This window comes from Hyphococcus luteus (assembly GCF_002943565.1).
In the GTDB taxonomy this organism is placed as follows: Bacteria; Pseudomonadota; Alphaproteobacteria; order Caulobacterales; family Parvularculaceae; genus Hyphococcus; species Hyphococcus luteus.
Genome location: NZ_PJCH01000001.1, coordinates 165,039 through 190,299, shown reverse-complemented (window position 1 = coordinate 190,299; position 25,261 = coordinate 165,039). Strand labels below are relative to the sequence as shown.

Annotated in this window: 28 protein-coding genes and 1 tRNA gene; 14 read left to right on the top strand and 15 right to left on the bottom strand. The window is 61.7% G+C overall.

The window, feature by feature from the left end; all coding sequences use genetic code 11:
- The first annotated feature begins 84 nt into the window (after nucleotides 1-84).
- From CW354_RS00785 to CW354_RS00750, 8 genes are all read left to right on the top strand, one after another.
- On the top strand, nucleotides 85-2,955 hold the full coding sequence (locus tag CW354_RS00785; protein WP_104828142.1) for an intermembrane phospholipid transport protein YdbH family protein: 2,871 nt from the start codon (nucleotides 85-87) through the stop codon (nucleotides 2,953-2,955).
- A 138-nt stretch (nucleotides 2,956-3,093) separates the two neighbouring features.
- Nucleotides 3,094-3,297, top strand: coding sequence for a YnbE family lipoprotein (locus tag CW354_RS00780; RefSeq protein ID WP_207764598.1), 204 nt, complete (start codon nucleotides 3,094-3,096; stop codon nucleotides 3,295-3,297).
- 10 nt (nucleotides 3,298-3,307) lie between these two features.
- Nucleotides 3,308-3,664: a YdbL family probable chaperone protein gene (locus tag CW354_RS00775; RefSeq protein WP_104828141.1), complete on the top strand. Its 357-nt coding sequence runs from the start codon at nucleotides 3,308-3,310 to the stop codon at nucleotides 3,662-3,664.
- 72 nt (nucleotides 3,665-3,736) lie between these two features.
- Nucleotides 3,737-4,393: a histidine phosphotransferase family protein gene (locus tag CW354_RS00770; RefSeq protein ID WP_104828140.1), complete on the top strand. Its 657-nt coding sequence runs from the start codon at nucleotides 3,737-3,739 to the stop codon at nucleotides 4,391-4,393.
- 103 nt (nucleotides 4,394-4,496) lie between these two features.
- The gene (locus CW354_RS00765) at nucleotides 4,497-4,895 is read left to right on the top strand and encodes a response regulator (RefSeq protein ID WP_104828139.1); all 399 of its coding nucleotides are present in this window, start codon (nucleotides 4,497-4,499) and stop codon (nucleotides 4,893-4,895) included.
- Between the two features lie 82 nt (nucleotides 4,896-4,977).
- Nucleotides 4,978-5,793: an undecaprenyl-diphosphate phosphatase gene (locus CW354_RS00760; RefSeq protein WP_104828138.1), complete on the top strand. Its 816-nt coding sequence runs from the start codon at nucleotides 4,978-4,980 to the stop codon at nucleotides 5,791-5,793.
- 89 nt (nucleotides 5,794-5,882) lie between these two features.
- Nucleotides 5,883-6,899, top strand: a complete 1,017-nt coding sequence (locus CW354_RS00755; RefSeq protein WP_207764597.1) for a threonine ammonia-lyase — start codon at nucleotides 5,883-5,885, stop codon at nucleotides 6,897-6,899.
- Nucleotides 6,900-7,155: 256 nt separating this feature from the next.
- Entirely contained in the window at nucleotides 7,156-7,452 is a 297-nt protein-coding gene (locus CW354_RS00750; protein ID WP_207764596.1) for a DUF1150 family protein, read from the top strand.
- Nucleotides 7,453-7,490: 38 nt separating this feature from the next.
- Here CW354_RS00750 and ptsN read toward each other — a convergent pair whose 3' ends face one another.
- The 11 genes from ptsN to ygfZ all read right to left on the bottom strand — a co-directional run bounded on the left by ptsN (nucleotide 7,491) and on the right by ygfZ (nucleotide 16,387).
- Complete coding sequence (ptsN, locus tag CW354_RS00745) at nucleotides 7,491-7,955, bottom strand: PTS IIA-like nitrogen regulatory protein PtsN (RefSeq protein ID WP_104828137.1); 465 nt, start codon at nucleotides 7,953-7,955, stop codon at nucleotides 7,491-7,493.
- Between the two features lie 123 nt (nucleotides 7,956-8,078).
- A complete protein-coding gene (hpf, locus tag CW354_RS00740) occupies nucleotides 8,079-8,669 on the bottom strand; it encodes a ribosome hibernation-promoting factor, HPF/YfiA family (RefSeq protein WP_104828136.1) in 591 nt (196 codons plus the stop codon).
- Between the two features lie 77 nt (nucleotides 8,670-8,746).
- Entirely contained in the window at nucleotides 8,747-10,261 is a 1,515-nt protein-coding gene (gene rpoN, locus CW354_RS00735; RefSeq protein WP_104828135.1) for an RNA polymerase factor sigma-54, read from the bottom strand.
- A 26-nt stretch (nucleotides 10,262-10,287) separates the two neighbouring features.
- A complete protein-coding gene (lptB, locus tag CW354_RS00730; RefSeq protein WP_243396243.1) occupies nucleotides 10,288-11,091 on the bottom strand; it encodes an LPS export ABC transporter ATP-binding protein in 804 nt (267 codons plus the stop codon).
- An 85-nt stretch (nucleotides 11,092-11,176) separates the two neighbouring features.
- A complete protein-coding gene (locus tag CW354_RS00725) occupies nucleotides 11,177-11,683 on the bottom strand; it encodes an LptA/OstA family protein (RefSeq protein ID WP_104828134.1) in 507 nt (168 codons plus the stop codon).
- Nucleotides 11,680-12,462 (bottom strand): LPS export ABC transporter periplasmic protein LptC, encoded by a 783-nt coding sequence (gene lptC, locus CW354_RS00720; RefSeq protein WP_104828133.1) that lies wholly within the window; start codon nucleotides 12,460-12,462, stop codon nucleotides 11,680-11,682. Before lptC ends, CW354_RS00725 begins: the two co-directional genes overlap by 4 nt.
- Nucleotides 12,463-12,594: 132 nt before the next feature.
- Complete coding sequence (locus CW354_RS00715) at nucleotides 12,595-13,209, bottom strand: ribonuclease D (RefSeq protein WP_104828132.1); 615 nt, start codon at nucleotides 13,207-13,209, stop codon at nucleotides 12,595-12,597.
- A 77-nt stretch (nucleotides 13,210-13,286) separates the two neighbouring features.
- Nucleotides 13,287-14,447 carry a beta-ketoacyl-ACP synthase III gene (locus CW354_RS00710; RefSeq protein ID WP_104828131.1) on the bottom strand — a complete coding sequence of 387 codons (1,161 nt, stop codon included), beginning with the start codon at nucleotides 14,445-14,447 and terminating at the stop codon, nucleotides 13,287-13,289.
- A gap of 74 nt (nucleotides 14,448-14,521) precedes the next feature.
- Complete coding sequence (locus CW354_RS00705; RefSeq protein WP_104828130.1) at nucleotides 14,522-15,121, bottom strand: DNA-3-methyladenine glycosylase I; 600 nt, start codon at nucleotides 15,119-15,121, stop codon at nucleotides 14,522-14,524.
- A gap of 4 nt (nucleotides 15,122-15,125) precedes the next feature.
- On the bottom strand, nucleotides 15,126-15,536 hold the full coding sequence (locus tag CW354_RS00700) for an MAPEG family protein (RefSeq protein ID WP_104828129.1): 411 nt from the start codon (nucleotides 15,534-15,536) through the stop codon (nucleotides 15,126-15,128).
- 41 nt (nucleotides 15,537-15,577) lie between these two features.
- Nucleotides 15,578-16,387, bottom strand: a complete 810-nt coding sequence (gene ygfZ / locus CW354_RS00695) for a CAF17-like 4Fe-4S cluster assembly/insertion protein YgfZ (RefSeq protein ID WP_165793457.1) — start codon at nucleotides 16,385-16,387, stop codon at nucleotides 15,578-15,580.
- 110 nt (nucleotides 16,388-16,497) lie between these two features.
- On the opposite strand from ygfZ, the gene pyrC reads away from it, so the two are divergent.
- Entirely contained in the window at nucleotides 16,498-17,574 is a 1,077-nt protein-coding gene (pyrC, locus tag CW354_RS00690; RefSeq protein ID WP_104828127.1) for a dihydroorotase, read from the top strand.
- 18 nt (nucleotides 17,575-17,592) lie between these two features.
- On the opposite strand, the gene CW354_RS00685 is transcribed toward pyrC, so the two are convergent.
- Both CW354_RS00685 and CW354_RS00680 read right to left on the bottom strand, forming a co-directional pair.
- Nucleotides 17,593-18,039, bottom strand: coding sequence for a TIGR02301 family protein (locus tag CW354_RS00685; RefSeq protein ID WP_104828126.1), 447 nt, complete (start codon nucleotides 18,037-18,039; stop codon nucleotides 17,593-17,595).
- A gap of 31 nt (nucleotides 18,040-18,070) precedes the next feature.
- Nucleotides 18,071-18,616: an NUDIX hydrolase gene (locus CW354_RS00680; protein WP_104828125.1), complete on the bottom strand. Its 546-nt coding sequence runs from the start codon at nucleotides 18,614-18,616 to the stop codon at nucleotides 18,071-18,073.
- Between the two features lie 219 nt (nucleotides 18,617-18,835).
- Here CW354_RS00680 and CW354_RS00675 point away from each other — a divergent pair, with 219 nt between their 5' ends.
- Nucleotides 18,836-19,522, top strand: a complete 687-nt coding sequence (locus CW354_RS00675; protein WP_104828124.1) for an SOS response-associated peptidase — start codon at nucleotides 18,836-18,838, stop codon at nucleotides 19,520-19,522.
- A gap of 438 nt (nucleotides 19,523-19,960) precedes the next feature.
- Here the strand turns inward: CW354_RS00675 and CW354_RS00670 are convergent, their stop codons facing one another.
- Entirely contained in the window at nucleotides 19,961-20,644 is a 684-nt protein-coding gene (locus tag CW354_RS00670; protein WP_104828123.1) for a 2OG-Fe(II) oxygenase, read from the bottom strand.
- Nucleotides 20,644-20,982, bottom strand: a complete 339-nt coding sequence (locus CW354_RS00665; protein ID WP_104828122.1) for a P-II family nitrogen regulator — start codon at nucleotides 20,980-20,982, stop codon at nucleotides 20,644-20,646. The genes CW354_RS00670 and CW354_RS00665 overlap by 1 nt, the downstream gene beginning before the upstream one ends.
- A 124-nt stretch (nucleotides 20,983-21,106) precedes the next feature.
- On the opposite strand from CW354_RS00665, the gene CW354_RS00660 reads away from it, so the two are divergent.
- The 4 genes from CW354_RS00660 to tig all read left to right on the top strand — a co-directional run bounded on the left by CW354_RS00660 (nucleotide 21,107) and on the right by tig (nucleotide 25,018).
- Entirely contained in the window at nucleotides 21,107-22,648 is a 1,542-nt protein-coding gene (locus tag CW354_RS00660) for an NAD(P)H-hydrate dehydratase (RefSeq protein ID WP_104828121.1), read from the top strand.
- Nucleotides 22,645-23,145: a GNAT family N-acetyltransferase gene (locus CW354_RS00655; protein ID WP_104828120.1), complete on the top strand. Its 501-nt coding sequence runs from the start codon at nucleotides 22,645-22,647 to the stop codon at nucleotides 23,143-23,145. Before CW354_RS00660 ends, CW354_RS00655 begins: the two co-directional genes overlap by 4 nt.
- Before the next feature lie 228 nt (nucleotides 23,146-23,373).
- Nucleotides 23,374-23,458: transfer RNA gene (locus CW354_RS00650), tRNA-Leu, on the top strand.
- Nucleotides 23,459-23,638: 180 nt separating this feature from the next.
- Complete coding sequence (gene tig / locus CW354_RS00645; protein WP_104828119.1) at nucleotides 23,639-25,018, top strand: trigger factor; 1,380 nt, start codon at nucleotides 23,639-23,641, stop codon at nucleotides 25,016-25,018.
- Nucleotides 25,019-25,261 lie beyond the last annotated feature (243 nt).

Genomic DNA, 25,261 nt, shown 5'->3' with positions numbered 1-25,261 from the left:
GCGCCGAACCGCGCTGATTAAACGAAATTGTTGTTAACCAATAGAGAAAAGCGGCGGTCGTGTTTGAGGGAGTGGGGTAACACCATGCGGGCGGCGCGTTTACTGGCGATTTTGCTGACGCTTGCGGCGATCCTCGCCGCGCTCGTCTATGTGTTTCGCCTGCCGATGGCGGGGTGGGCGGTGCGCAGCGCCATGGCCGGCGCCGGGTTTGAAAATCCGGCGGCGCGCGTGACGGCATTAAGCTTTTCCGGCGCGCGTCTCGAAGATGTCGCAGCGGGACCGGAACTGGCGCCGGATTTTTCCTTTGAAGCGATCGAAGCGGATTTTCATCCGCGCCGTTTATGGACGGAAAAGAAAGCCGACGCCCTGCGCGCCGGGCCGGGCGTGGCGCGGGTGAAGGTCGACGACGCGGGCCGGGCCTCGTTCGCCGGATTTGAAGCGGGCGGCGAAGGTGAGGGTGTCGGCGCGGCGCTCCCATTCGATCGGCTTCTGCTGCGGAACTTGAAGGTGTTCATTCTGGCGCCGGACACCAATGCGAGAGCGATCATCGACGCCGAATACGATATCGGCAAAGGCGGCAAAGGTGCCGTGACGCTCGAGGCCAAGCGCTTCGTGTGGCGCGATATTCATTTTTCGGAAGTGGAGGGTTCGGCGTCGGCGGATTTGTCTGCAGACGGAAAAATATCTCTGGCCGCAGACCTTAAAGCCGCGTCTGCCGGCACGGAAGGAGCGATAGCGAATAATCTCGATATGAAACTTGACGGCGAAGCGGCGGACTGGCGCGATGCGGCGAACGGCAAAGCGGATGCGCTGGCTGGCCGAATGCGTTTCGATTTCTCCGCGCCGGATATCGAACTCAACGAGCCGGCGGCGCAAAGCGTGATGAGCGCCGCGCCGGTGGAGGCTGTTCTCGGAACAGCATTGCGCCGGGGAGCGCTGAACGGAGCCGTCATCATCGACTTTTCACAGGCCGCGTTGACGGCGCGCATCGCTGGCGGGAAACCTTTGACGCTTGCAACGCCGGACGGGGCTTTGCTGACGGTGAGGCAGCAGGGCGAAGCGCCTTTCTATAAGGCGTCCGGCGGCCGGATGGCGTCGTCGTTCGGCTTTGCGCTCGAGAGCGACGGCGTCGATGCTTCGGGCGGCGTTGATTTCGCGCAGGAAGGCGGCGGCTGGCGTCTCGCCGCGCCCGTCGAAATCGCTGAATTCGCCTCCGGTCCCTTGTCGCTCGCCGGCAGCCGCGTCGATCTGTCAGCAATGTCGGATGGTGCGATAATCGATGCGGCGCTCGGGCTTAAATCCGGCCTCAAGCGTTTGGAAGTCGGCAGGCTAACGATTTCCGATGCGCCTTTTTCAGGCGCTTTTGGAATAAAGGCGGATATGAACGCCCGGCGCGCGACCATCGTCAGCAAAAGCGATTGTTTCACGATCGAGCGCGGTCGCGGCGTCATCAAAGCGCAAAATCTCGAAACGCGTATTTCGGCCATGACCCTATGCAATGGCGACGGCCCGCTCGGCGTTGTGACATGGAACGGCGAAACCGTCTTTGCACTTGCCGGCGACCTTGCGGCGAAGACCGCCATGTTCCGCATGGGCGAGACGCGCGCTGAAGGCCGCCCGCCGGCAATACGTATCGATGCGTCCTATCGTCCGAACGAAGAAAAGACCGAAATCAAAGGCGCGGCTGAAGGCGGCGCCATGACGTTGAATAATGCGCTCGACATGGCCGGCGTTGTCGGGCGTTTTGAAATCACGCTGGACGCCGAAACCTTGCGCGCGTCGGCGAATGTCGACCGGCTGCGCATCGCCCAGCATCTCCGGGAAACAGGTCAGGCCCGGCTGGTCTCGCCTGTGGTCGCCGCCGGCGAAGCGTCTCTTAAAGGGAGCAAGGCGGAATTCGCCTACACGCTGACGACGCCGGAAGGGCGCCGGCTCGGCCGTGGCGAGGGGACGCATGACATGATGACGGCGAGCGGCGAGACGGCGTTCTCCCTCGGCAATCTCGCTTTCGCGCCAGGGGCCTTGCAGCCCAACAGGATTTCGCCGGCGCTGAAAGGCATTGTCGACGCCGCCGAAGGGGGCATGGACGGCGCGATCCGCTTCGGCTGGTCGCCGGACGGCGTGACCTCGAGCGCGGATTTCCAGTTTAACGAGATTTCCTTCGTCGGTCCGACACGAGCGGTGACGCGAACTTCGGGCCTTAATGGAAGCGTTCAGCTTACGAACCTTTGGCCGGTGACCACTGACGGATTGCAGACTATTACGGTAAGCGCCGTCGACATGGATGCGCTGCAGCTCGGGGCCGGCGCGATCACGTTTGACATGCCCGGCGACGACAGCATTCATCTTGCTGAGGCGGAGTTCCCCTGGTTCGGCGGAACCATCGGCGTTTATGACGCGAAGGCGGCGTTTACGGGCGAGGCGGTTATCCCTTTGCGCGCAGACAACGCCGATCTTGCGAAGATCCTCGACTATGTGGATGTCGACGGGCTTTCCGGCGAGGGTGTCCTGAGCGGCGAGCTTCCCGTCACTTTCGAGGACGGGAAAGCACGCATCGAAAACGGCTATTTCAAATCGGAGGGGCCGGGCGTCTTGAGTTATGTGGGCAAGGGTACGGACGCCGCGTCCGAGCGCAGCGGCGAGGCGGACGTTGCTTTCGATCTGTTGCGCGATTTTCGCTATGAGTCGATGAGGGTGGAGATCAGCGGCCCTCTTGACGGCGATCTCGATTTTGTCGTGGCCCTCGAAGGGGCTGGCGAAATTACTCTCAAGAACCAGGCGATGATCAAGGAAGGCAAGGGGCGCATTCCGGCGCGCTACACGATCAGCCTGGAGGCGCCGTTGCTTGCGTTGATCAATCAGGCGCGGCTGTCGCAGGATTTCAGGCTCCAATACGAACAGATGCAAAGAACGGAGCCCCCGGACGGCGGCGCCCGGGCGGAAGATGGACAATGAGGCCGAAATGCAGCGCTTCGACGGCCGTTGGCGCCGATTTTCGTCTATTTTTCGCCCTATGACTGAGCTAGTATCCGTGAAAAGTTCGGCATGCCGATTGGGCCGATTGGATGAATTCAGGGCGGAGGGCGATCCCCTATGATGAGACTGAAACAGTGGAGACTTGCGGTTCTGGCGTCTTTTGCGGCGCCGGCGCTACTCGCCTGCACCACGGTGACTTTGAAGGGCGACAAGGACGAACCCATTGTCGTGAATCTCAACGTCAAGATCGATCAGGAAGTGCGCGTCAGGCTCGATCGCGAGATCGAGGATCTGATTGCGGACAATCCGGACATTTTCTAAGGGGAGCGAGATGGAACAGACATTGAAGAAGCTAGTGGCCGTGATTCTTCTGGCGGCCGGGCTGGCGGTTTCCGCCGCGCCGGTTCTGGCGGCGAGCCCGCTTGTCGAAAACGCCAAGAACAACTGCGTCGTCGGCGAACAGGCCGACGGCTATCTCGGCGTTGTGACCGGCGCTGATGCGAGCGAGGCGCTGCGCCGCGAAGTGCGCGACATCAATCAGCAGCGCAAGGCGGCTTACGCCAATCTCGCCCGGCGCAATGGCGTCACAATCGAGGTGACGGCGGCGCTGACGGCGGAAAAGCTGATGAATCAGGCGGGGCCGGGCCAGTGCGTGCGCCTCGAATCAGGCGAATGGGTGAAGCGCTAAGCGCGATTTAAGGCGTCCTGAGGCTGCGAATCAGGGATAAGGGGACTCCCGTTAGCTTGAGAGTCCCCGCCCATGTCAGAAGCCGCCAAACTCACCCCGCCAGACGACAATGAACCCGACTCGCTTGCGCTTGCGGCGCTCCTGTCTTCGCGGGTCTGTCACGATCTCATCAATCCGGTCGGCGCGTTGCGTTCCGGCCTGGAGGTTCTGGAAGATCCGTCCATGGAGGGGGCCATGCGCGACGCAGCCATGGATCTCGTGCGCGACGGGGCTCAGAAAGCCGTTGCGCTCCTTTCCTATGCGCGGCTCGCTTATGGCGCCGCGGGCGGCTTTGGCGCCCAGATCAGCCTTGAAGACGCGCAGAAGGCGCTCTCCGACCTCTTCGCCGTCACCAAGGCCGAACTCGACTGGCGCATTGAAACAGGCCTTGCGGCGAAAGAGAATGTGAAAGTCCTGATGGTGCTCGCCTATGCGGCGGCCGATTGCGTGCCGCGCGGCGGCGTCGTCACCATTGAGGGGGATATCCAGAATTTCACGATCACCACGACAGGCAAAAAAGTGCTGCTCAATGACGATCTCGTACGCGCCCTCGGCGGCGATGCGAACGATTTGACGCCGAAATATACGCCGGCCCTGATCGCCTCGCAGCTTGTCGCGTCGCGGGGCGGCGCCATCAGGGTCGAACGCGCGGAAGATGTGGTGACATTCAAGGCGTCTTTCGGATCGTAAAAAAGCGGTTAACGAAATTCCTGCCAGGGCGTTAATCCTGTGCTAACGACGCCGCGGCAAAGTCGGGGGCTGATCAGCTATTCTGGAACGGACCCCGAAGGCCATGACTGCATCGAAAACCTGTCTTGTCGTTGATGATTCCGAACTGATCCGGGAAATCGCGATCCGCATCATCACTGATCTTGGCCTTGAGGCGGAGGGCGCTGTCGATGCGGCCGAGGCTGTCGAGGTCTGCCGGGAAAAAAGGCCGGCGGCAGTGTTCCTCGATTGGGATCTTCCGTCCATGGGCGCGCTTGATTTTCTCCGCGAAGCGGCGAGCCTCGAAGGCGACAGGCCGGCGATCATTTTGTGCGCCACCGAGAACGACCATCAGCAATTCATGCTGGCCAAGGCCGCCGGCGCGGCCCATCACATCCTGAAGCCTTTCGACAAGACCGTTCTGGCGGGCAAGCTGGCCGAGATTGGTCTGATCGATCATCCGCCGGCCGCCGCCAACGCTTAAGGCTGCAAGGGGCGTAAAAGAAAAAACACCCCGCCCGCATATTGTCATAGTGCGGCCATGGGAACGGGTTTAAGAGCGGGGCATGACGCTTCTTCAGCTTGTCGTTCTGGCAATCATTCAGGGGATTACGGAATTTCTTCCGATCTCGTCCTCGGCGCATCTCATCTTGGCGCCGGTTGTCGTAGATGGCTGGGCCGATCAGGGGCCGCTCATTGACATCGCCGCGCATGTGGGCTCGCTCGCCGCCGTCCTTCTTTATTTCCGCACGGAGACGGCGATGTTGTTTCGCGGCGGCGTCGACACGCTGCGTTTCAAGCCGAGCGATGACCGCAAACTGTTCCTGTTTATTGCGGCGGCCACCATCCCGACCCTGGCGCTGGCCGCGGTTTTCGTTCTTCTCGACATTACCGACGCCTTGCGCTCGCCGGTCGTCATTGGCTGGACCAGCATTATTTTCGGCGCGCTGCTCTGGCATGGGGACCGGTCCAAAGGAACGCGCGAAGGCCTCGACAACATTACCTGGCGCGATGCGCTAAGCATCGGCCTTGCCCAGATGGTCGCGCTCGTGCCTGGCGTTTCGCGCTCTGGCATCACGATGACTATGGCGCGTTATTTGGGGCTTGCGCGTCCCGAAGCGGCGCGTTTTTCCATGCTGCTCGCCATCCCAACCATTTTGGCGCTGGGCTTCTTTGCGGCTATTGAAATCGTTCGAGAAGGGGCCGGCGCGACCATGGCGAGCGCCGCCATTGTGGCGGTTCTCTCCTTTGTCTGCGCCTATGCGGCGATTGCGGCGCTGATGCGGCTGACGCGCAGCGTGAGCTTCACGCCCTTCGTCATTTATCGGATCATTTTTGGCGTAGCGCTTCTCGCCATGGCGGGCTCGCTTGCGGCGCAATGACATTGCCGCGACAACGCCAGAAATAAGTCTTGGCCGCGGCGCTTTTTGCCGTCAAAAATCTCCAGCTTGATTTGTTTCAAAGGTGTTTCATGGATGCGAAGGTTTTGACCGCCGATATGGTTTCCGCAGACGGCGTGCGCGCTGCGGCGGATCGCATTGCCGGGAAGGCTGTCAGAACGCCGCTTCTTGAAAACGCCATTCTCAATGACCGCGCGGGCGGGCGCATTCTCCTCAAACCGGAGATGCTGCAGCATTACGGGTCGTTCAAGTTCCGCGGCGCCTATAATTTGATCTCGCAGCTAAGTCCTGAACAGCGCAAGGCAGGGGTTCTCGCCTGGTCTTCGGGAAACCATGCGCAAGGCGTCGCCTATGCGGCGAAGCTCATGGGCGTCAAGGCAACCATCTTGATGCCGGAAGACGCGCCTGCGATCAAATTGCGCAATGTCCGCGCGCTCGGCGCGGAAATCATCACCTATGATCGTTACACCGAGGACCGCGAAGAGGTCGGCGGGAAAATCATGGCCGAGCGCGGCCTTGCGCTGGCGCCGCCTTTCGACCACCCCCATACGATTGAAGGGCAGGGCACGGCTGCGCTTGAAGTCTATGAAGATGCGAAAGCGCGAGGTTTAACCCTTGAGGCGTTCATCACTTGTTGCGGCGGCGGGGGGCTGACTGCAGGCAGCGCCGTGATTCTCGAAGACGTTTCGCCGGGGACGAAAGTCTGGATCGCCGAGCCTGAAGGGTTTGACGAAACATGGGCCTCGATCCGGGACGGCGCCCGGTGCCGCGCCGACGTTTCTCAGCATACGATCTGCGATGCGCTGGCCTCGCCGACGCCGGGCAAGCTGACCCTGCCGATCATGGAGCGGCTGGTGTGCGGCGGCGTCGCCCTGACGGAGGATGAGGTGCGAGACGCGATGGTTTTCGCGCATCAAACGCTGAAGCTTACGGTTGAACCCGGAGGCGCGGTGGCGCTTGCGGCCATCCTTTCCGGCAAATTCGAGGCGAAGGGCAAGATCGTTGCGTTAACCCTGTCAGGCGGCAATGTGGATGCCGGACTATTCGCCGCAGTGCTAGAAAACAGGCCGATCCCCACAGCCCGATAATAGGCCTTGCACGAAAAATTCACATTCGCGCGTGCGTAAAACGGGTTATTGAATGGTTACGTTTTGTTCCTAAATAAACTGTACACTGCGGAGTATGGCGGTCTTGCCACGAAAGGGACGAACCTTCGCCCTTTCTCCTGTGTAAAAAGACCATTGAATTTCGCGTTCGGCGTTCACGCTTTGCTAGCCGTTTTCTTTGAAACTCAGCAGAGCCGGACGCTGGAAACGGCCGACAGGCAACGAAAGAGAGAAGACGATGACAGTGATGAAAAATGGCGCGATTTTGAACGATGGCGAGAGCAAGCCGTTGTCAGCGCGCGATTTTGCAGAACTTGGCGGGCGCAAGCTTGTCTATGTCCGTGCAATCGCCGCGCGTGACGTTCTCGACGACCTTCTCGATGATGATGGCGAGCTTTCGATCGAAGTGGAAGCCGACGATATTCTTTACTCGGTGCACTCCTCTTCGGGCGAGCGTCTGGCCCTTGTGGGCGACCGCGATCTTGCTTTCGCGGCGGCGCGCCAGCATGAAATGAACCCGGTCAGCGTTCACTGACGAGCGTTCTGCAAATCGACGATATTCGAAAAAAGAGCCTAGGCGGCGTGGTGCTTCTGGTCCGCCGTGGCGATGGCGAACAGCGCTTCGGCTGAATCGGCGCCGCGCAGCGCTTCGCGAGCTTCGGCGTCGCGGAAGAGGCGGGAGACTTTGGCGAGCGCTTTAAGGTGCGCCGCCGTCGCATTCGCCGGGGCCAGCAGCATGAAGACAAGATCCACAGGCTGGTCGTCCACCGCGTCAAAGCTTACGGGCGTTTCGAGGCGGGCGAGCACGCCGACAATCTTGCTTAAACCTTCGATCTTGCCATGGGGCAGGGCGACGCCGTCGCCGACTCCGGTGGAGCCGAGCTGCTCGCGCTCAAGGAGCGTGCCCATGATGTCCGCCGCCGGACGGTCGACAATAGCGCTCGCCTTCTCAGCGAGCGCTTGCAGCGCGTCGCGCTTGCATTTCGCCCGGAGGTTATGGATGACGCCCTGAGGGCTTAAGAGGTCCTGAAGTCCCATACGCTCACGCAAACTCAGCTTGCCGGTTCGCAGCCGCCCTCACTAGAAAAATAAATTGAGTTTTTCGTTAACCATAACCCCTCCGGGGTGGGGCCTTTAGGCCCGCCGGCGCCGCCTTTACTCTCAAGAGGCTCCCGGATCAACCCACCCGATATGGCCGTCGCGGCGGCGGTAGACAATATTGATTCGCCCATGGGCGGCGTTTTTGAACACCACCGCAGGTTGTTCGGCGATGTCGAGCTGCATGACGGCGGCCCCGACGGTCATTTCCCGCAGCATGGTCTGGGTCTCAGCCACGATTACCGGGGCGGGATCGGTCCCGTCATCCTGCGAGAGATCGTCGCCCTCCTCTTCGTCCCGGAAAGGCTCGATCAGGTAATAGGAGGCGCTTTCCGCCGGCAGGGGAGGCTTGCCGTTGGTGTGATGGCTTTTCAGACGCCTTTTGTATCGGCGGACGCGTTTTTCAAGCTTTTCCAAGCTTTCCTCAAAGGCGCTGTAGGCGTCGCCGCCTTCGCCATGGGCCGCCAGAAATACGCCTGACGCCAGATGCGCAGTCAAATCGCAGTCGATGAGATGGCGTTCTTTGGAGAAGGTGACGGACGCTTCCGCGCCGCGATCGAAATATTTATGGACGCTGTCCTCGAGTTTTTCCGCCACATGAGCCTGGAGGGCGTCGCCCAGATCCATGTTTTTACCGCTGACCTGAATGTCCATTAGACCTCCTGAGAATGGCGGCCCAAAGGACCGCTCCGCCATCTATTATATTGGCGCCGGGGCCGCGGATTAAAGGGTTAGATTGCGGTTTGCAACAGCGCCCGCCGGCGCTGTACCGAAGAGGGAATATGTAATGTTTCCCGGTACTTGGCGACGGTGCGCCGGGCGATATCGACCCCTTCGGCGCGCAGGATTTCAACGATCTTGTCATCGGACAAAACCGTGTCCTTGGTTTCGGCTTCGATCAGCTCGCGGATGCGGTGGCGGACCGCTTCGGCGGAATGAGCCTCGCCGCCGCTCGACGAGGCGATGGAGGCGGTGAAGAAATATTTCAGTTCGAACAAGCCGCGCGGCGTCGCCATGTATTTATTGGAGGTCACGCGGGAGATGGTTGATTCGTGCATCTCGATGGCGTCGGCGACGACCTTCAGATTGAGCGGGCGCAGATGCTTGACGCCATAAGCGAGAAAGGCGTCCTGCTGGCGGACGATTTCGCTCGCTACTTTAAGAATTGTCTGCGCGCGCTGATGCAGGCTCTTTGAAAGCCAGTTGGCGTTGGCGAACTGCTCGGCGATGTAAGTTTTGTCTTTTTCGTCGCCGCCTTTGACTGAAGAAATCTCTGAATAGTATCGTTGATTGACGAGCACGCGCGGCAGGGTCTCGCTGTTGAGCTCCACTTTCCAGCCGCCGTCCTGCGACTTCGTGACGAACACGTCCGGCGCAACAGCCTGCACGACGCCGCCGCCATAGGCGTAGCCGGGCTTTGGGGTGAGCGCGCGCACTTCCGCAATCATGTCGCGCACGTCTTCTTCGTCGGCATCTGTCGCGCGCATCAGGCCTTTCAGGTCGCCCTTGGCGAGAAGTTCGATATTTTCGACAAACGCCTGCATTGAAGGGTCGTAGCGGTCCGCATCGATGAGTTGCAGCCTCAGACATTCTTTTAAATCGCGCGCCCCGACGCCGGACGGATCGAAGCTCGTGATCATTTTGTGCGTTTCTTCGACATCGGAAAGTTCGGCGCCGAGCCTTTCGGCGATCGTGGAAAGGTCTTCGCGCAGATAGCCCGCCTCGTCGATGAGATCGATGATATAGGCCCCGATGAACAGGGCTTGCGGTTCGCGCGTCGCAAGGTGCAGCTGTTCGGTCAGATGATCGGCGAGCGAGATTTCCTTTTTCAGGGTCGCGCCGAATTCCTGGTCGTCGCCCTCGAAACCGCCTCCCGAAGATTGGACGGAAGCCCAGTCGCTGGGTTGATAATCGCCGTAAGCCGCATCGCTGCCCGAGTCGCCCGGATTGAGGTCCTCATATGAGGCGTCGAGGGAGTCCTGGGTTTCTTTCGCGTTCGCCTTGTCGACGCCTTCTCCTTGAGCGGATTTGGCTTCGGGTTCTTCGTTTCTCTGGCCGCGTCGTTCCTCAGGACCGTCGACGGGCGATTCATCGCGTTCGAGAAACGGGTTCTGCTCGAGCTGGTCGTCGACATATTCGGCGAGTTCGAGATTCGACAATTGCAGCAGTTTGATTGCCTGCTGCAATTGCGGCGTCATCACCAGCTGTTGCGACTGTCTGAATTCCAGTTTCGGTGTTAACGCCACATGACCCCCGGGTCGTACTCTACTCTTTACATTTGGAAACGGTCGCCCAGATAGACGCGCCGCACATCCTTGTCGCCGACGATTTCGCCGGGCGCGCCTTCGAGCAGGACCTCGCCTTCGTGAATGATATAGGCGCGGTCGATGATATCGAGCGTCTCGCGGACATTGTGGTCCGTGATGAGAACGCCAAGGCCGCGATCTTTAAGATGCGCGACCAGTTCGCGGATTTCCGCAATCGCGAGCGGGTCGATGCCGGCGAAAGGCTCGTCCAGCAGCATGAAGGACGGCGCGGTCGCCAGCGCGCGCGCGATCTCGACACGGCGGCGCTCGCCGCCTGACAGCGCAATCGCCGGGGCGCTGCGCAGATGGGTGATGTGAAATTCGTTCAGGAGGTCGTCGATGATCGCCTGCTGCTTGTCCTTGTTGCGCTCGATGAGTTCGACAACGGCGCGCAAATTCTGTTCGACTGTCAGGCCGCGGAAAATCGAGGCTTCCTGCGGCAGGTAGCCGACGCCGAGACGCGCGCGCTGATACATGGGCAGGTTGGTGACGTCGTGCCCGTCGATCATGATGCGGCCGCGGTCGGCGGGGATGAGCCCCGTGATCATGTAGAAACAGGTGGTCTTGCCGGCCCCGTTGGGCCCCAGAAGGCCGACAACCTCGCCGCGTTTGACGCTCATGGAGACGCCGCGCACCACTGGGCGTCGCTTGAACGACTTGCCCAGATTCTCGGCCGCAAGCGCGCCGCCGCCCTCGATGACTTTGGGCTTCAGCTTCCGCGTCGCGTTTGCATTGCTTATGGCGGTGTCTGTTTCCATATTGTCGCTCATTAAGCGCGCCTCTCTTTAACGTTCCGTGAAATTCAGCTGTTAACCTTAATGCCTTGTTGAGGTTGGCCGCTGCGGCCGGACTCCGTCACGATTGTTCGTCTTCTTCCTTGCCGGTGAAGAACAGGCCGCGAATGCGCTTGCCCGGCTCGGGGGTGAAAAGAACTTTGCCGGTGTCGACCCAGTAGGTGATCTTGCCGGCGGACATGACTTGCTTGCCCTGGGTGACGATCACATTGTCAGTCATGACGATGGTGCGTTTTTCGTCATTGAAGACGGCGTGCTCGCCGGTAATCGCTTCCTTGCCGTTTGAATAGCGCACGGCGCCGATGGCGGTGATGGTTTCGATATCGCCGTCGTCGTTGAGCACCGCTTCAAGCCGTTCTGAAGTGAGAATGGCTTCTCCCTGAACGACGCGGACATGGCCGGTCCAGACCGCATGATTGTCCTGAAACTCCGCCGTGTCGCCGGTGATGTCGATGGGTTCGTCGCTGTCGCCGGCGGCGGAGATAAGCTGCGCCCTGACGGGAAGGGCGCCGGCGAAAAAGGCGGCGGCGAACAAGAAGGCGGGCCTCGATAATCTGATCGGGTTCATTGCGGCGTATCGTTTCCTGAATCTCTGAGCTCGGGTTTTTCCGGGGCGCTTTGTTGTTCGAGAGGGGCGGGCGAGCTTTTCGGATAAATGCGCATGCGCACATTGCCTTCGAAGACGACCCGGCCTTCGCTGTTATAGGCTTTCATGTGATCCGCCTGGAGCGTGCTCCCATCTGTTCCTTCGCCGCCGACGCCGGCGTCGCTGGTGACGACTTCGTCTTTGATCGCAACCGTGGCGGAAGGCGATTTGAAGACATAGCTCTCCGCGCCGACATTATGTTGCAGGGTGACGCTGTCCTCAAGTTCAAGAATGTTGATGTCTGAGCGATAGACGCCTTTGTCGGCTGTGACGACCGTCGACTCATTGTTCTCGCCCTGTACGGCGCGGGGTTTGTCGAGCGTAACGACGTCCTTGATTTTGGTGTTCTGGATGGCGGTGTTCGCTGTGATTTCGAAAGGTTTGCCCTCATTGTCGACGCCGGCGAAACGCGGATTGGCCATGCGCAATTCTTCCGCCGAGGCGGAGACGTCCTTGAAATCGTCGAGAAAGGCCTTGTCGACGTCGTTGGATTTTGTGTTGAAGAAGAACGCGGCGACCAGGACGAGCGCCAGGATCGGCAGGGCGAGGCGCAGGCGTTTGACCATGCGCGAGCGTGCGGCGGCCTGATCGCCGGTGGTGCGCGCCTGCGAGGGCAAGCTGTCCAGGACCCGGCGGCGCTGCGGCAGCGGCGTCGGCGCATTGGCGGCGGGCTGTTCCTTATGCGTGACGGTGGTCGTCATGACCCCTCGGGTTTCCTTATCGTCCGAAAGCCTCGCCCCCGCCTCGCGGGGCGGCCGGGGCCTGCCCTTTCATATAGTCGCGCGGGGGCGTGAGGGAAACAAGGGGCGGGGCCTTTTCGTTCGAAAAGGCGGTTACGAATGGGCGAAGATGTCGGTTTCGGGCCATCCGGCGAGATCGAGCGCCGCCCGGGTCGGCAGGAAGCCGAATGAAGCCTCTGCGAGCTCTGTGCGGCCTTCCCGGGCCAGCATGGCGTCGAGCTTCTCCTTGAGGGCGTGGAGATAAAGGACGTCAGAGGCCGCATAGTCGATCTGGGCGTCGCTGAGGGTTTCGGCGCCCCAGTCCGAGGATTGCTGCTGTTTCGAGATTTCGACGCCGAGAAGCTCGCGGGTCACGTCCTTCAGCCCGTGCCGGTCGGTATAGGTGCGGCACAGCTTGGAGGCGATTTTGGTGCAGTAGACCGGCGCGGTCCGCACGCCCAGCCAGTGCTGGAAGGCGGCGATGTCGAATCGGGCGAAATGGAAGATCTTGAGGATCTTCGGGTCGGCGAGGAGCGCCTTCAGCCGCGGCGCATCGTAGGTCTTGCGGTCGAGCTGGACGAGATGGGCGTTTCCGTCTCCGGCGGAAAGCTGGACGACGCAAAGCGGATCGCGCTGGGGGATCAGCCCCATGGTCTCCGAATCGATGGCCACGACGGGGCCGAGATCGAGCCCCTCCGGCAAATCGCCTTTATGCAGATGATTGGTCATGACGTCTTTCTTTGCATGCGTCCGGCAAATGCTAATCCGCCGGTCTTAACATTGTCGCCGCAATAGTGAAGGCCGGATTAAGCGGCTTTGCGAACAATCACGGAGCCGGCCGAATAGCCTGCGCCGAAACCGCAGATAACGCCGATGTCTCCGGCGGCGAAATCGGCCTTGTGCTTGTGAAAAGCGATGATCGACCCGGCCGAGGAGGTGTTGGCGTAGGCGTCGAGAATGACCGGCGCCTCTTCGCGCGTCGCGTCGCGGCCGAGCACCTTGCGGGCGATGAACTCGTTCATGGCGAGGTTCGCCTGATGCAGCCAGAAGCGTTTGACGGTTTCCGGCGCGACGCCGAGATCGCCGAGATGGGTTGAAATCAGCTCGCTGACCATGGGCACGACGTCTTTGAAGACCTTGCGGCCTTCCTGCATGAACAGCTTGTCCGTCGCCGGATCGGTCTGCGGATCGGCGGGGGCGCCGGTCTCGCGCTCGCAATGATTGAGAAAGCCGAAATTGTTGCGGATATTGTTGGAGAATTGGGTTTTGAGGCGTGTGCCGAGGATCTCCCAGGCCTCGCCCGAAGGCGCGCCGTCGGCGCGTTCAAGGATCACCGCCGTCGCCACGTCGCCGAAAATGAAATGGCAGTCGCGGTTGCGGAAATTGAGGTGCGCCGAACAGATCTCCGGATTGACCATCAGGATGCGGCGCGCCCCGGCGCGGATGAGGCCGAGGCCTGTCTCGATGCCGAAGGCGGCCGACGCGCAGGCGACATTCATGTCGAACGCAAAGCCCTCAATGCCGAGCGCAGCCTGAATTTCAACAGCGATCGCGGGGTAGGCGCGCTGCATGTTCGAGGCGGCGCAGATGACGCCGTCAATGTCGACGGGTTTGAGGTCGGCGGCGCGCATGGCGTCGCGGGCGGCGGCGACGGCGATTTCGGCGAGCAGCGACAACTCTTCGTTAGGGCGCGCGGCGACGCGCGGCGCCATGCGGTCGATGTCGAGAATGCCGTCTTTCTCGACGACATAGCGCGATTTGATGCCGGACGCCTTTTCGATGAATTCCGAAGAAGACGGTTGCAACGGGTCTATCTCGCCGGCCTCGATCTTCGCCGCATTGTCCTCGTTGAATTTCACAACATAGGCGTTGAAGGCGGCGACGAGTTCGTCGTTCGAAATGGCGTGGGGCGGGGTGTAAAGGCCGGTGGCGACGATGCGTATGTCGGCGGCGGGGAATTGGGACATTGATGAGCGCTTCCAGATTGGGAATTTTTCCCAATTTGCGCCTTTCGGCCGGAGCGCGCAACTCTGGGCCGCTCTTAGCGGGCGAGCTTTTGCACCGCGTTCCAGCGCGGGCAGTGCTGCTCATGGTCGTTGACCATTCCGACAGCCTGCATGAAGGCGTAGACGATCACAGGCCCGCAGAATTTGAAGCCGCGCCTTTTGAGCTCTTTCGCCATCGCCTCGCTTTCGGGCGATTTCACCTGATGCTGGCGATAGTCTTTCAGCTTGTTGACGATGGGCTCGCCGCCGACGAAGTCCCATAGGAATCCGGAAAAGCCGTCCGGCTCTGTCTCCATGATGTCGAGATAGACTTTCGCATTGCCGATGGCCGCATTGATCTTGGTCTTCGAGCGGATGATGCCGGCATCGTTCATCAGCCGGTCGATTTTCTTAGGCGTATAGCGCGCGATCTTCTCCGGGTTGAAGCCGTCAAAGGCTTTGCGGAAATTATCGCGCTTATAAAGGATGGTGCGCCAGGAAAGCCCCGCCTGAAAGCCGTCGAGGATCAGCTTTTCGAATAGCGCCCGGTCGTCATATTCGGGCACGCCCCATTCCGTATCGTGATAGTCGCGATAAACGGGATCGTCGACGGGCGCCCAAAGGCAGGGGGCTTTCTTGGCGGCTTTTTGGGGCATCAGCTCAGATCAGGTGGAACAGTTTCAAGAGCCAGTAGATCAGGATTAGCACCTGAACAACAAAAAAGGCAAAACGAATGAAAACGAAGAGGCGGTTTGTGGCGATGAGATGCGCTGCAGACTGCGCTATGCGCGCGCCGAGAAACACATAGGCAAGCCCGTCGGTAAGGGCGGTCTGGTTCGTTGCGATGGCGTAGAGCAGCACCGCGGCGACGAGACCCATATTTTCATAGCAGTTGGCGTGCGCCCGGGTGAGGCGTTTGGCGAAGCCCTCCATATCGTCCCCCGAAGGGGCGAAGGAGTTGGAGGCGCGCTTGCCAGCCATGACGAGAGAGGTGCGCACGAAAGCGAGACACAACAATAAAATTATGAACCAGGATGCGTATGCCAGTAATGCGGTTGCGGTTGGCGTCATGACGGTTCCTCCTTGTTGTTATCGTCAGACAGCCATGGAGCCTAGCCCTGTTCGAGATAGGCCGGAATCTGCAATAGCAGCGCCGCGCCGCCGCATTCCACGGGCGTTTCTTCCGTCTCCGCCTTTTCCCAGCGGTCGAGGCGGATCATCGCCAGGGCCCCGGTTCCGGTCCCGCTCATGATTTCGCCGAGGGTCGAGCCGCCCGCTGTAATCGCCGCGCCTTTTTCCGGCGCGGGGCCTTCGAAAGTGGCGATCGCCGTGCGACGGCGCGGATCGCCCTTGCGCTTCATGCGGCTAGACACTTCCTGTCCGATGAAGCAGCCCTTTTTGTAACTGACCCCGGCGAGCGCGTCATAATTCACATCGAGGAGGAACATCTCGTCGCTGGCGAAGTCTTTGCCGAATTCGGGAACGCCATGCGCGATGCGCCGCCGGTCATAATCGCCGTCCTCAGCATCATCGCCGTTTTCAACAAGGGCGCGCCAACCCAGCGCGGCAAGGCGCGGATCGGCGAAAGCGAAACCTTCGTTCAGTTCGCTTTCGCTCGCGACGACATGCAGGCTTTCGTCGATCTCGAGCGCGACCTTCGCCCGGAGCTTGTAAAGGGAAAGCCGTTTCAACAGCGCCGGCGCAGCCTCGGCGTTGCAGTCGAGATAAAGCGCGCCGTCGGCTTTGACGATGAAGAAGTCGAACAGGATCTTTCCCTGCGGCGTCAACAACGCGGCGAAGATCGCCGGCGCCTCCTTCAGCCGGTCGAGGTCCTGGGTGACGACCCCTTGCAGGAAGGAAAGGCGGTCCTCGCCTTCAAGGCGGATGACGGCGCGGTCGGAAAGGCGTTCGGTCTGGCTCATAACCGCCCGCATGTAAGGGCCTTCAGGCGGATTGCAAAGTCACGATTCGCGGCGGCGAGGGCGGCCCCGTCTCTTGTGCCTCGGGCGCCGACAGGCCTAAAAGACGGGCCATGACGCAATCCAAAGACCCGATTTCCGGCGACGCGGACCGTCTCGTCCTGCGCCGGCCCGACGACTGGCATGTGCATCTGCGCGACGGGGCGATGCTCGAGGCGGTGGCGAATTATACGGCGCGCCAGTTCGCCCGCGCCATCATCATGCCCAATCTCGCCCCGCCGGTAACGACCGCCGAGGCCGCAGAGGCTTACCGCGCGCGCATCATGGCGGCGGCGGATGAGGCCTATGACTTCACGCCGCTGATGACCTGCTACCTCACCGATACGCTCGACGCAGGGGAGGTGGAGCGCGGGTTTGAAGCGGGCGTTTTCACCGCCTGCAAGCTCTATCCTGCGAATGCGACGACCAATTCCAGTCACGGCGTCACCGACATCGCGAATATCTATCCGGTGCTCGAAGCGATGCAGCGCATGGGCATGCCGCTTCTGGTGCATGGCGAGGTGACCGACAAAGACATCGACATCTTCGATCGCGAAGCGGTATTCATCGAACGCGTCCTGACGAAAGTGGTCCGGGATTTTCCGGACCTGAAGATCGTTTTCGAACATGTGACCACGGACGAAGCCGTCGCGTTCGTCATGGCGAGCGGCGCCAATATCGCCGCGACGATCACGCCGCATCATTTGCGCATCAACCGCAACGCCATCTTCGAAGGCGGCCTCAGGCCCCATCATTACTGCCTGCCGGTCGCCAAGCGCGAAAAACACCGGCTCGCCCTGCGCCGCGCCGCGACCTCGGGCTCGCCGAAGTTTTTTCTGGGCACGGACACCGCGCCCCATGCGGAGGCCGCGAAAGAGTCCGCCTGCGGCTGCGCCGGCATTTTCAATGCGCCGTTCGCGCTGGAAAGCTATGCGGCGACCTTCGAAGAGGAAGGCGCCCTCGACAAACTGGAAGCCTTTGCCTCTGAACACGGACCCCGCTTTTACGGCCTGCCGCTGAACAGCGCAAAAGTGACGCTGAAAAAAGAAGAGGTCGTCGTGCCGGATCATCTGGGTCCTGCCGATGCGCGTCTGACGCCGTTTCTGGCCGGGCAAACGCTCGGCTGGAAATTTTTCGGCGGCGAAGCGTAATGCTCCGTCTACGGATTATTAATCCTGCGGCTGGCCGGGCGGTGGCGCAATCACATAAGGCGACGGTTCGAACGTCTCTTCCCCGGTCTCGCGCAAGGCCTCGCTGAGGCGCGCGATAATGGCGTCGCCTTGCGCCGCGCGTCCCGCCGCATAATGGCGCGCGCGCCGGTCGCAGGAAGGAAAGCGCCGGCGGGCGCCGCGATAACCCTTGTTGAACTCTTGCACCATGGCTTCGCGTTCGCTGTTTTGCGGTTCTTCGAGCTCGATCAGTTTTTTCATCCGCTCGCGCCAGACATCGCCTTCGTAGCGCGGCTCGCAGGTGCGCCGGATATGATGCAGCTCGCCGAAGAGGCCGGAAAGGGCCGTCAGGTCCTTCTGGCGCTGCTGATAGGTTTCGAGATCCTGCGCCGCGGCGGCGAGCGGCAGGCAGGCAAGACACCCGGCGATAAGAATGCGAACGATCATGGAGCCTCTTTTCAATCGAAATATAGCCGGATTATGACAATGTGGGACCTTGGGCGCGACCCTTGCCGGGGTTTTGGCGCCGCCACTCGGCGGCCCGGGCGACGGCGCGCCGGGTCGTATCCCACGCAATCCGGCGCTTGGCCTCTTCCATACTGACGAATTCCGCCGTTTCGGCGTCGTCGCCGGGCCTTGGCTCGCCGGAGACCCACTCGGCGGCGTAGTCGATCATGACGTAATGGGGCGCGGTTTTGTTTTCGCTCGCGGACAGCCGCGTCGCGGCGTCCTCCGCGGGGGCGGCCTCATCGGCCGGGCCGCGGTCTTGGGACGAAGAGGGCAGGCTTTCGAAGACGTCGAGAAGCCCGAGAACCCGGATTTCGACGCCGGTCTCCTCGCGCACTTCGCGGGCGAGCGCGTCGTGGAGGCGCTCGCCATATTCCACCTTGCCGCCGGGGATCGACCACTGGCCTTTCAAGGGCGCGCGGCCCCGCCGGATGACGAGGACCTCGTCTCCGCGAAACACCACCGCGCCGACGGCAGCGATCACGGGACCGGTGAAGTTTTTCTCCCTGTCGCTCATCTTTCTCCGTATACTCCAGGAGCCTTGGTCATAGGCCAGCAACGCCTTGGGAAAAAGATGGACAGACGTTCGCCAGTCAGCGCTTCATGCCGCCCAGCGCTTCATGCCGCAAAGGCTCCTGCTCTTAAAGAATCGCGCCGGCGGCGTATCGTGATGGAGCAAGGAACATCTGATCATCATCATTTCTGAAAGGCGGCGAGACAAAGGAGCAGGCGCGGGATGTGCGGACGGTTTTACCTCAAATCGGCGCCGTCGGAAGTGGCGGCGGCGTTCGGCGTCGATGTGCGCGACAACTTTCCGCCGCGTTATAATATCTGTCCGACCCAGCCTGTGGGCGCAATCCGCATCGGCGAGCGGCGCCGGCGCGAATACGCCCTGATGCGCTGGGGCTTCGTCCCGTCCTGGGCGAAGGGTGAGTTTCTCGCAAATCTCGCCAAGCGCCCGTTGATCAATGCGCGCAGCGAAACCGTGCTTGAAAAGGCGAGCTTTAAAAACGCGTACCGGCGCCGGCGCTGTCTCGTGCCCGCCGACGGTTTTTACGAATGGCAGGCGCGCCCGGCGAAATCGAAACAGCCCTTTGCGATTGGCAAGCGCAAGGGCGGGCTCATCGGCCTGGCCGGGATATGGGAGACGGCGATCGACCCCGATGGCGGCGAGATCGACACGCTGGCGATCCTCACCGCGCCCGCCGGGCCCGACATGGCCCCGCTGCACAGCCGCGAGCCGGTGGTCATCGCGCCGGAATCCTACAAGCTCTGGCTCGAGGCGGACGAGCGGGATGCGGCGGCGCTTCAGGGGTTGCTCGGCGCCGCGCCCGCCGGCTTCTGGCGCGCCTGGCCGGTCTCCACCGAGGTCAACTCGCCGCGCCATGACGGGCCGCATCTCATCGAGCCGCTTGCGGCGTGAAGCGCGGCGCGCGTTCTTTCGCGTGAAACATATTGCGTAAAACGGAATCTCCTTTTCTTTTAAACCCCGTCTTTCCTGGCTTTCAGCCGAGTTTGGCGCCATTTGCGTAAAATGTTCCACGGGATGTTTCACACGATGCGTCACGGGGGGGGGGGGCGCCTCTTTCTTTCTTCGACTGCCCGCGCGTTCCTTTGGCCAAGGTGACCGCCGGGCATGACATGGATGCGTTTGCGGCGCGTATGCCTCAAAGCGCGCGAAAACGACAAACAGGGCACTATAAAGCCGCCGCGCATCCCGTGGATAACTACGCACCGAAAGCGGGATTCCGGTAAGAATTCATGGGAAATGATGAACGCCGGGGATCCGGTTCGCGTTATTGGGGCGGGCTTAACAAGCGAGAAGAAAAGCCCTCTCCTCAGAGAGGAGAGGGGAGGGTTGTTATCGCGTCACCGTCTTGTCCGGAAAGCAAAGCTGTTCGCGGTCGCGCCAGTCGGTGGTGACGTAATTGAGAATGAGGGACTTCCTGACGCCCTTGATCTCCCGGGGTTCGAAGCCGTGATAGGTGTCGCCGCCGGGCACGAACGCCATCGCCGAGTTCGGCGTGAAGGGCGAGCGCTTCGCCCAGCTCTTGTCGCTGTTGTAAATGTCCGTGCCCAGATCGTCCTGGCCTTCGCCGTTCGGCAGGTAAAGCAGCACGGTGAGGCGCTTGACGCCGAGATCGGTGTGCGGTTCGAGCCAGAAGCCGGTCATGTCCTGCGCATATTCGATGCGCAGAAAGGTTCCCTCAATGTCGGTTTCGAAAAACGCCTCAACGGCGCCCGCCATGCGGGGCGCCTGAAAAGCGTGGGCGAGGGCGGCCGCCTGAGGGTGGGCGGCGATGTTCTCCCGGTCGATATAATGGCGCGTCTCGTTGTGATATTCGCGCTTGCCGGATTTGTCGCTGACATCGGCCAGAGGAAAGTCGAGCGCGGCGAGGTCCTCGAGAATATCCGAAGGCAGGACGTCGCGGATCAGCCAGTGACGATAGGGCTCTTCAAAACGCTCGGCGCGGGCGAGCGCGGCGGTGAAGCTTTCGAAGATGCGGTCTTCCGCCGGGACGGGAACGGTCGCGCTGGCCGCCATTAAATGGCGTCCCGCCCGGTTTCCCCGGTGCGGATTCTGACGGCGTCCTCAATCGGCGAGACGAAAATCTTGCCGTCGCCGATACGGCCCGAATGGGCGGCGTTTTTGATCGCCTCGACCGCGCGTTCGACCTGTCCGTCGTCGAGCACCAGCTCGATTTTCACCTTGGGCAGGAAATCGACGACATATTCAGCGCCGCGATAAAGCTCCGTGTGCCCCTTTTGCCGGCCGAAGCCGCGCACGTCGGTGACGGTCATGCCCTGAAGGCCTTCTTCCTGAAGCGCCTCCTTCACATCGTCGAGTTTGAACGGTTTGATAATCGCTTCGATTTTCTTCATGTCGTCTCGCGTGGTTTGCGTTTCGGCCCCAGTTTCAATCCAAGTTTCAACCCAAGTTTCGATTCGGGCCGGAATTTGATAAGCCTTTCTACTACAGTCAGCGTGTTAAGAAAGGTCTCAAGGCGTGAACCCGTTAATTGTCCTGTCCGGAGACGAAATGCGTGCGGCCGAAGCCGCCGCGATTGCATCGGGCACGGCCTCCGCGGCGCTGATGGAGAGTGCGGGGACCAAGACCGCTGAAATCGCCATGCGCGGCTGGACCAGGCGGCCGGTCGCCGTGGTCTGCGGGCCCGGCAATAATGGCGGCGACGGGTTCGTCGCGGCGCGGGTCCTCGCCGGGGCGGGCTGGCCGGTGACGCTGGCGCTGATCGGCGACAAAGCAGCGCTCAAAGGCGACGCCAAGCTGATGGCCGATCTCTATGAAGGCGAGATTGCCGATTTTTCATCCGATTTTCTGGGCGGGGCGGGGCTCATTATCGATGCGATTTTCGGCACGGGGCTGGCGCGCGATGTCGAAGGCTCCGCCAAAGAAGCGATCGAGGCGATGAACGCGCATCCCGCGCCGGTGCTCGCCGTCGATCTTCCCTCCGGCGTGCATACGGACACCGGCGCCGTGATGGGCGTCGCGGTGGAGGCGACGCGCTCGGTCACTTTTCACGCCCGCAAGCTCGGCCATCTTCTGTTTCCGGGACGGGCGCTCTGCGGCGCCGTCGATGTCGCCGATATCGGCATCGACGATGCGATGACGGCGGCGACCGGGGCCAAGACTTATGAAAACGTGCCGGCCTTGTGGGGCGGCTTGTATCCGCGTCCGCGCTGGGCGGGCCATAAATATGCGCGCGGCTCGGTGATGGCGCTGTCGGGCGGGCCTTTGAACACCGGCGCCATCAGGCTCTCGGCGGAGGGCGCCCTGCGCGCCGGGGCGGGGCTCGTCACCGTCCTGTCGCCGTCGGACGCCGCGCCCGTGCATGCGGCGCACTTAACGGCGATCATGCTGCGGGCGTGCGATACGAGCGAAGAGGTCAGCGCGCATCTCGCCGACGCCGAACGCATCCGCATGGTCGCCGTCGCCGGGCCGGCCATGGGCGTCGGGCCTGAGACGAAGGAAAAGATTCTTACGGTCCTGGCGAGTAAGGCAGGCGCCGTCCTCGACGCCGATGCGCTGACGAGCTTCGCCGACGACCGGCAGGCTTTGTTCGCCGCCTTGCGGCCCGACGACGTGTTGACGCCGCATACGGGCGAGTTTGCGCGGCTCTTTCCCGAAGAGGCGAAACGCGAGGGCAAGCTCGCCATGGCGCGCGCCGCCGCCGCCAAAGCCGGATGCGTCGTTGTCCTGAAAGGCCCCGACACGGCGATCGCCGCGCCGGATGGACGCGCGCTCATCAACGCCAATGCGCCGCCCGATCTTGCGACCGCCGGCGCCGGCGACGTCCTCGCCGGTTTCATCGCGGGGTTGAAGGCGCAAGGGATGGACGGCTTCGCCGGCGCCGCTGCGGGCGTCTGGCTCCACGGCGCCTGCGGCCAGGCGGCGGGGCCGGGGCTCATCGCCGAAGACCTGCCGCGCGCCGTCCCTTCCGTGTTGCGCCAGCTTTTCGCGCCCCCACAACAACAGACGGGCGAGGCGGGCCCTCAGCCCGGACCGCACGGCGGCGCCGCCCAGCAATGAGCGTTGCCGTCCGCCATGCCGAGCGCCGCGATCTCGAGGCGATCACCGCGCTCTACAATCATTTCGTGGAGACGACGGCGGTCACCTTCGATGTGGGCGCCTTCACGGCGGCGGAGCGCGAACCCTGGTTCGCCCAGTTCGCTAAGGCCGGCCCGCACCAGCTTTTCGTCGCCGAGATGGACGGGGCCTTCGCCGGTTACGCCGGCTCCATGGCCTTCAAACCCAAGAAGGCCTATTCGACCTCGGTCGAAACGACCGTCTATGTCCCGCCGGAGATCGGCGGGCGCGGGGTCGGGCGGGCCCTCTATGAGCGGCTGTTTTCGGCTCTTGCGGGCGAGGACGTGCACCGCGCCTATGCCGGGATCGCTCTGCCCAATGACGCCTCGATCCGCTTCCATCAGCGCTTCGGCTTCAAGGAGATCGGGACCTATCGGGAGGTGGGGCGCAAATTCGGCCGCTATCACGACGTGACCTGGTTCGAAAAAGGGCTCCCCTAGCGTTTTCCGGCCCCCCGAGCACTCAGTGGAGGCCGGTTGGCCGTAGAAAACGCGTAAACTGAAAACCGGCGGACAAATTCGGAGAATTTGGCTGCCGGACGCCCCGCGACGCCTCGACAGGCCGGTTTTCTCTGTTATAGAAGCCCGCTCGCATCGGGGGTCGCCGCTTTGGCTGCGGCCCGTTTTGCATATGGGAAACATGGATTTTCGCGTCAGGCGACGGCCTTAGCGGATGTGGCGGAACTGGTAGACGCACCAGATTTAGGTTCTGGCGCCGCAAGGCGTGGAGGTTCGAGTCCTCTCATCCGCACCAGCCTTCGCCTGCTTCGCAAGGCTTCGGCTCGGCAAGCCGGTTCGGGGGAGCTGACAGCCTCCCCGCCATGCCTGAGTGATCTCAGGCGAAGGCTGCCATGCCGAAGCCTTGGCGAAGGCGGACGCAACGGGAACGAAACGATTTACCGGCCAGCCGGCCAGATAAGAGACGAGACGGAAGATGGAAGTCATTGAAAAAAGCGCCGAAGGGCTCGACCGCAAATTCCTGGTGAAGGTGAGCGCCGAGGAGCTCGACGAAAAGCTTGTCGCGCGCCTCAACGAGGTCAAAGGCAAGGTCAACCTCAAGGGCTTCCGCAAGGGGAAGGCGCCGGTTTCTTTCCTAAAGAAAATGTACGGCAAGGGGATGATGAGCGAGATCATCCAGGAAGTCGTCAGCGAGACGTCGCAAAAGGCGTTTTCCGAGCGCGAGTTGCAGCCCGCGACCCAGCCGCATCCCCATCTCATCTCCAAGATCGAGGATGTGATCGAAGGCAAGGCCGATCTCGAATATGATCTGCATGCGGAAATTCTGCCGAGCTTCGAGCCCATGGACGTCGCCGGCCTGAAGCTGACCCGTCCGGTCGCCGAAGTGCCCGAAAGCGATGTCGATGAAGCGCTTCAGAACATCGCCGAACAGCAGGTCAGCTACAAGGCGCGCGGCAAGACCGCCAAGGCCCAGGAAAAAGACCAGCTCCTCATCGATTTCGTCGGCAAGATCGACGGCGAGGAATTCGAAGGCGGCAAGGGCGAAGGCTTCGAGCTCGTGCTCGGCTCGGGTCAGTTCATCGCCGGCTTCGAGGACCAGCTGACCGGCGCCAAGACCGGCGACGAGGTCGAGGTGAAGGTGACCTTCCCGGAAGAATATCACGCCAAGGAGCTCGCCGGGAAAGAAGCGACCTTCGACGTGACGGTGCAGGAAGTGCGCGCGCCGGAGAAAGTCGAGATCAATGACGAGCTCGCCAAGCAGGTCGGGCTTGAAAGCCTCGACGATCTGAAATCGCGCGTCAAAGAGCGCATCGAAAGCGACTACAAGAACCTGTCGCGCAGCCATCTGAAACGCGCGCTCCTCGACAAGCTCGACGAAGGCCACAATTTCGAACTGCCGAAAGGCATGGTCGACGCCGAATTCGAGCAGATCTGGCGCCAGGTCGAAAGCGCCGAGCGCGACGAGGAAGACAAGGACAAGACCGAAGACGAGCTGAAAGAGGAATATAAGAAGATCGCCGAGCGCCGCGTGCGCTTGGGGCTGGTTCTCGCCGAGATCGGCAAGCGCGCCGACGTGCAGGTCCCGAACGAAGAGCTGCAACAGGCGATCCAGCGCCAGGCGATGCAGGAAGCCCAGTATCTCTCCATGCAGGGCCAGCAGATCAGCCCGCAGGACGTCCTCAAATTCTATCAGGAAAATCCGGGCGCCATTCAGCAGATCCGCGCCCCGCTGTTCGAGGAAAAAGTCGTCGACTATGTCATCGAGCGCGCCGAGGTGACGGACAAAACCGTCTCCAAGGACAAGCTGATGGAAGAGCCGGAAGGCGAAGACGCCCTGCTCGAGGCCGGCCTTTAAGGCGCGAGGGGCGAAAGAGCGTCAGGACTTCGAGGCGGGCCGCAGCGGATGCGGCCCGTTTTCCGTTCCGGCTTCCTTTTCTTTCCCGGGACGGCCCCGGCCGCCCCCCGTGCCGATCTTAAACGGATGGCGGACCGCCGCGCGGGCTCTTCCGGCCCGTTTCGGGCCAGCATCGAAATTGCCTTATGGCTGTTAACCCATTTCCGAGGAAAATCTTGCATTTTCAAAAGAATAACCCTCGCT

Coding starts and splice junctions, on each gene's coding strand:
- CW354_RS00785 (WP_104828142.1), top strand. CDS start 85: ATGCGGGCGGCGCGTTTACTGGCGATTTTGCTGACGCTTGCGGCGATC.
- CW354_RS00780 (WP_207764598.1), top strand. CDS start 3,094: ATGATGAGACTGAAACAGTGGAGACTTGCGGTTCTGGCGTCTTTTGCG.
- CW354_RS00775 (WP_104828141.1), top strand. CDS start 3,308: ATGGAACAGACATTGAAGAAGCTAGTGGCCGTGATTCTTCTGGCGGCC.
- CW354_RS00770 (WP_104828140.1), top strand. CDS start 3,737: ATGTCAGAAGCCGCCAAACTCACCCCGCCAGACGACAATGAACCCGAC.
- CW354_RS00765 (WP_104828139.1), top strand. CDS start 4,497: ATGACTGCATCGAAAACCTGTCTTGTCGTTGATGATTCCGAACTGATC.
- CW354_RS00760 (WP_104828138.1), top strand. CDS start 4,978: ATGACGCTTCTTCAGCTTGTCGTTCTGGCAATCATTCAGGGGATTACG.
- CW354_RS00755 (WP_207764597.1), top strand. CDS start 5,883: ATGGATGCGAAGGTTTTGACCGCCGATATGGTTTCCGCAGACGGCGTG.
- CW354_RS00750 (WP_207764596.1), top strand. CDS start 7,156: ATGACAGTGATGAAAAATGGCGCGATTTTGAACGATGGCGAGAGCAAG.
- ptsN (WP_104828137.1), bottom strand. CDS start 7,955: ATGGGACTTCAGGACCTCTTAAGCCCTCAGGGCGTCATCCATAACCTC.
- hpf (WP_104828136.1), bottom strand. CDS start 8,669: ATGGACATTCAGGTCAGCGGTAAAAACATGGATCTGGGCGACGCCCTC.
- lptB (WP_243396243.1), bottom strand. CDS start 11,091: ATGAGCGACAATATGGAAACAGACACCGCCATAAGCAATGCAAACGCG.
- CW354_RS00725 (WP_104828134.1), bottom strand. CDS start 11,683: ATGAACCCGATCAGATTATCGAGGCCCGCCTTCTTGTTCGCCGCCGCC.
- lptC (WP_104828133.1), bottom strand. CDS start 12,462: ATGACGACCACCGTCACGCATAAGGAACAGCCCGCCGCCAATGCGCCG.
- CW354_RS00715 (WP_104828132.1), bottom strand. CDS start 13,209: ATGACCAATCATCTGCATAAAGGCGATTTGCCGGAGGGGCTCGATCTC.
- CW354_RS00710 (WP_104828131.1), bottom strand. CDS start 14,447: ATGTCCCAATTCCCCGCCGCCGACATACGCATCGTCGCCACCGGCCTT.
- CW354_RS00705 (WP_104828130.1), bottom strand. CDS start 15,121: ATGCCCCAAAAAGCCGCCAAGAAAGCCCCCTGCCTTTGGGCGCCCGTC.
- CW354_RS00700 (WP_104828129.1), bottom strand. CDS start 15,536: ATGACGCCAACCGCAACCGCATTACTGGCATACGCATCCTGGTTCATA.
- ygfZ (WP_165793457.1), bottom strand. CDS start 16,387: ATGAGCCAGACCGAACGCCTTTCCGACCGCGCCGTCATCCGCCTTGAA.
- pyrC (WP_104828127.1), top strand. CDS start 16,498: ATGACGCAATCCAAAGACCCGATTTCCGGCGACGCGGACCGTCTCGTC.
- CW354_RS00685 (WP_104828126.1), bottom strand. CDS start 18,039: ATGATCGTTCGCATTCTTATCGCCGGGTGTCTTGCCTGCCTGCCGCTC.
- CW354_RS00680 (WP_104828125.1), bottom strand. CDS start 18,616: ATGAGCGACAGGGAGAAAAACTTCACCGGTCCCGTGATCGCTGCCGTC.
- CW354_RS00675 (WP_104828124.1), top strand. CDS start 18,836: ATGTGCGGACGGTTTTACCTCAAATCGGCGCCGTCGGAAGTGGCGGCG.
- CW354_RS00670 (WP_104828123.1), bottom strand. CDS start 20,644: ATGGCGGCCAGCGCGACCGTTCCCGTCCCGGCGGAAGACCGCATCTTC.
- CW354_RS00665 (WP_104828122.1), bottom strand. CDS start 20,982: ATGAAGAAAATCGAAGCGATTATCAAACCGTTCAAACTCGACGATGTG.
- CW354_RS00655 (WP_104828120.1), top strand. CDS start 22,645: ATGAGCGTTGCCGTCCGCCATGCCGAGCGCCGCGATCTCGAGGCGATC.
- tig (WP_104828119.1), top strand. CDS start 23,639: ATGGAAGTCATTGAAAAAAGCGCCGAAGGGCTCGACCGCAAATTCCTG.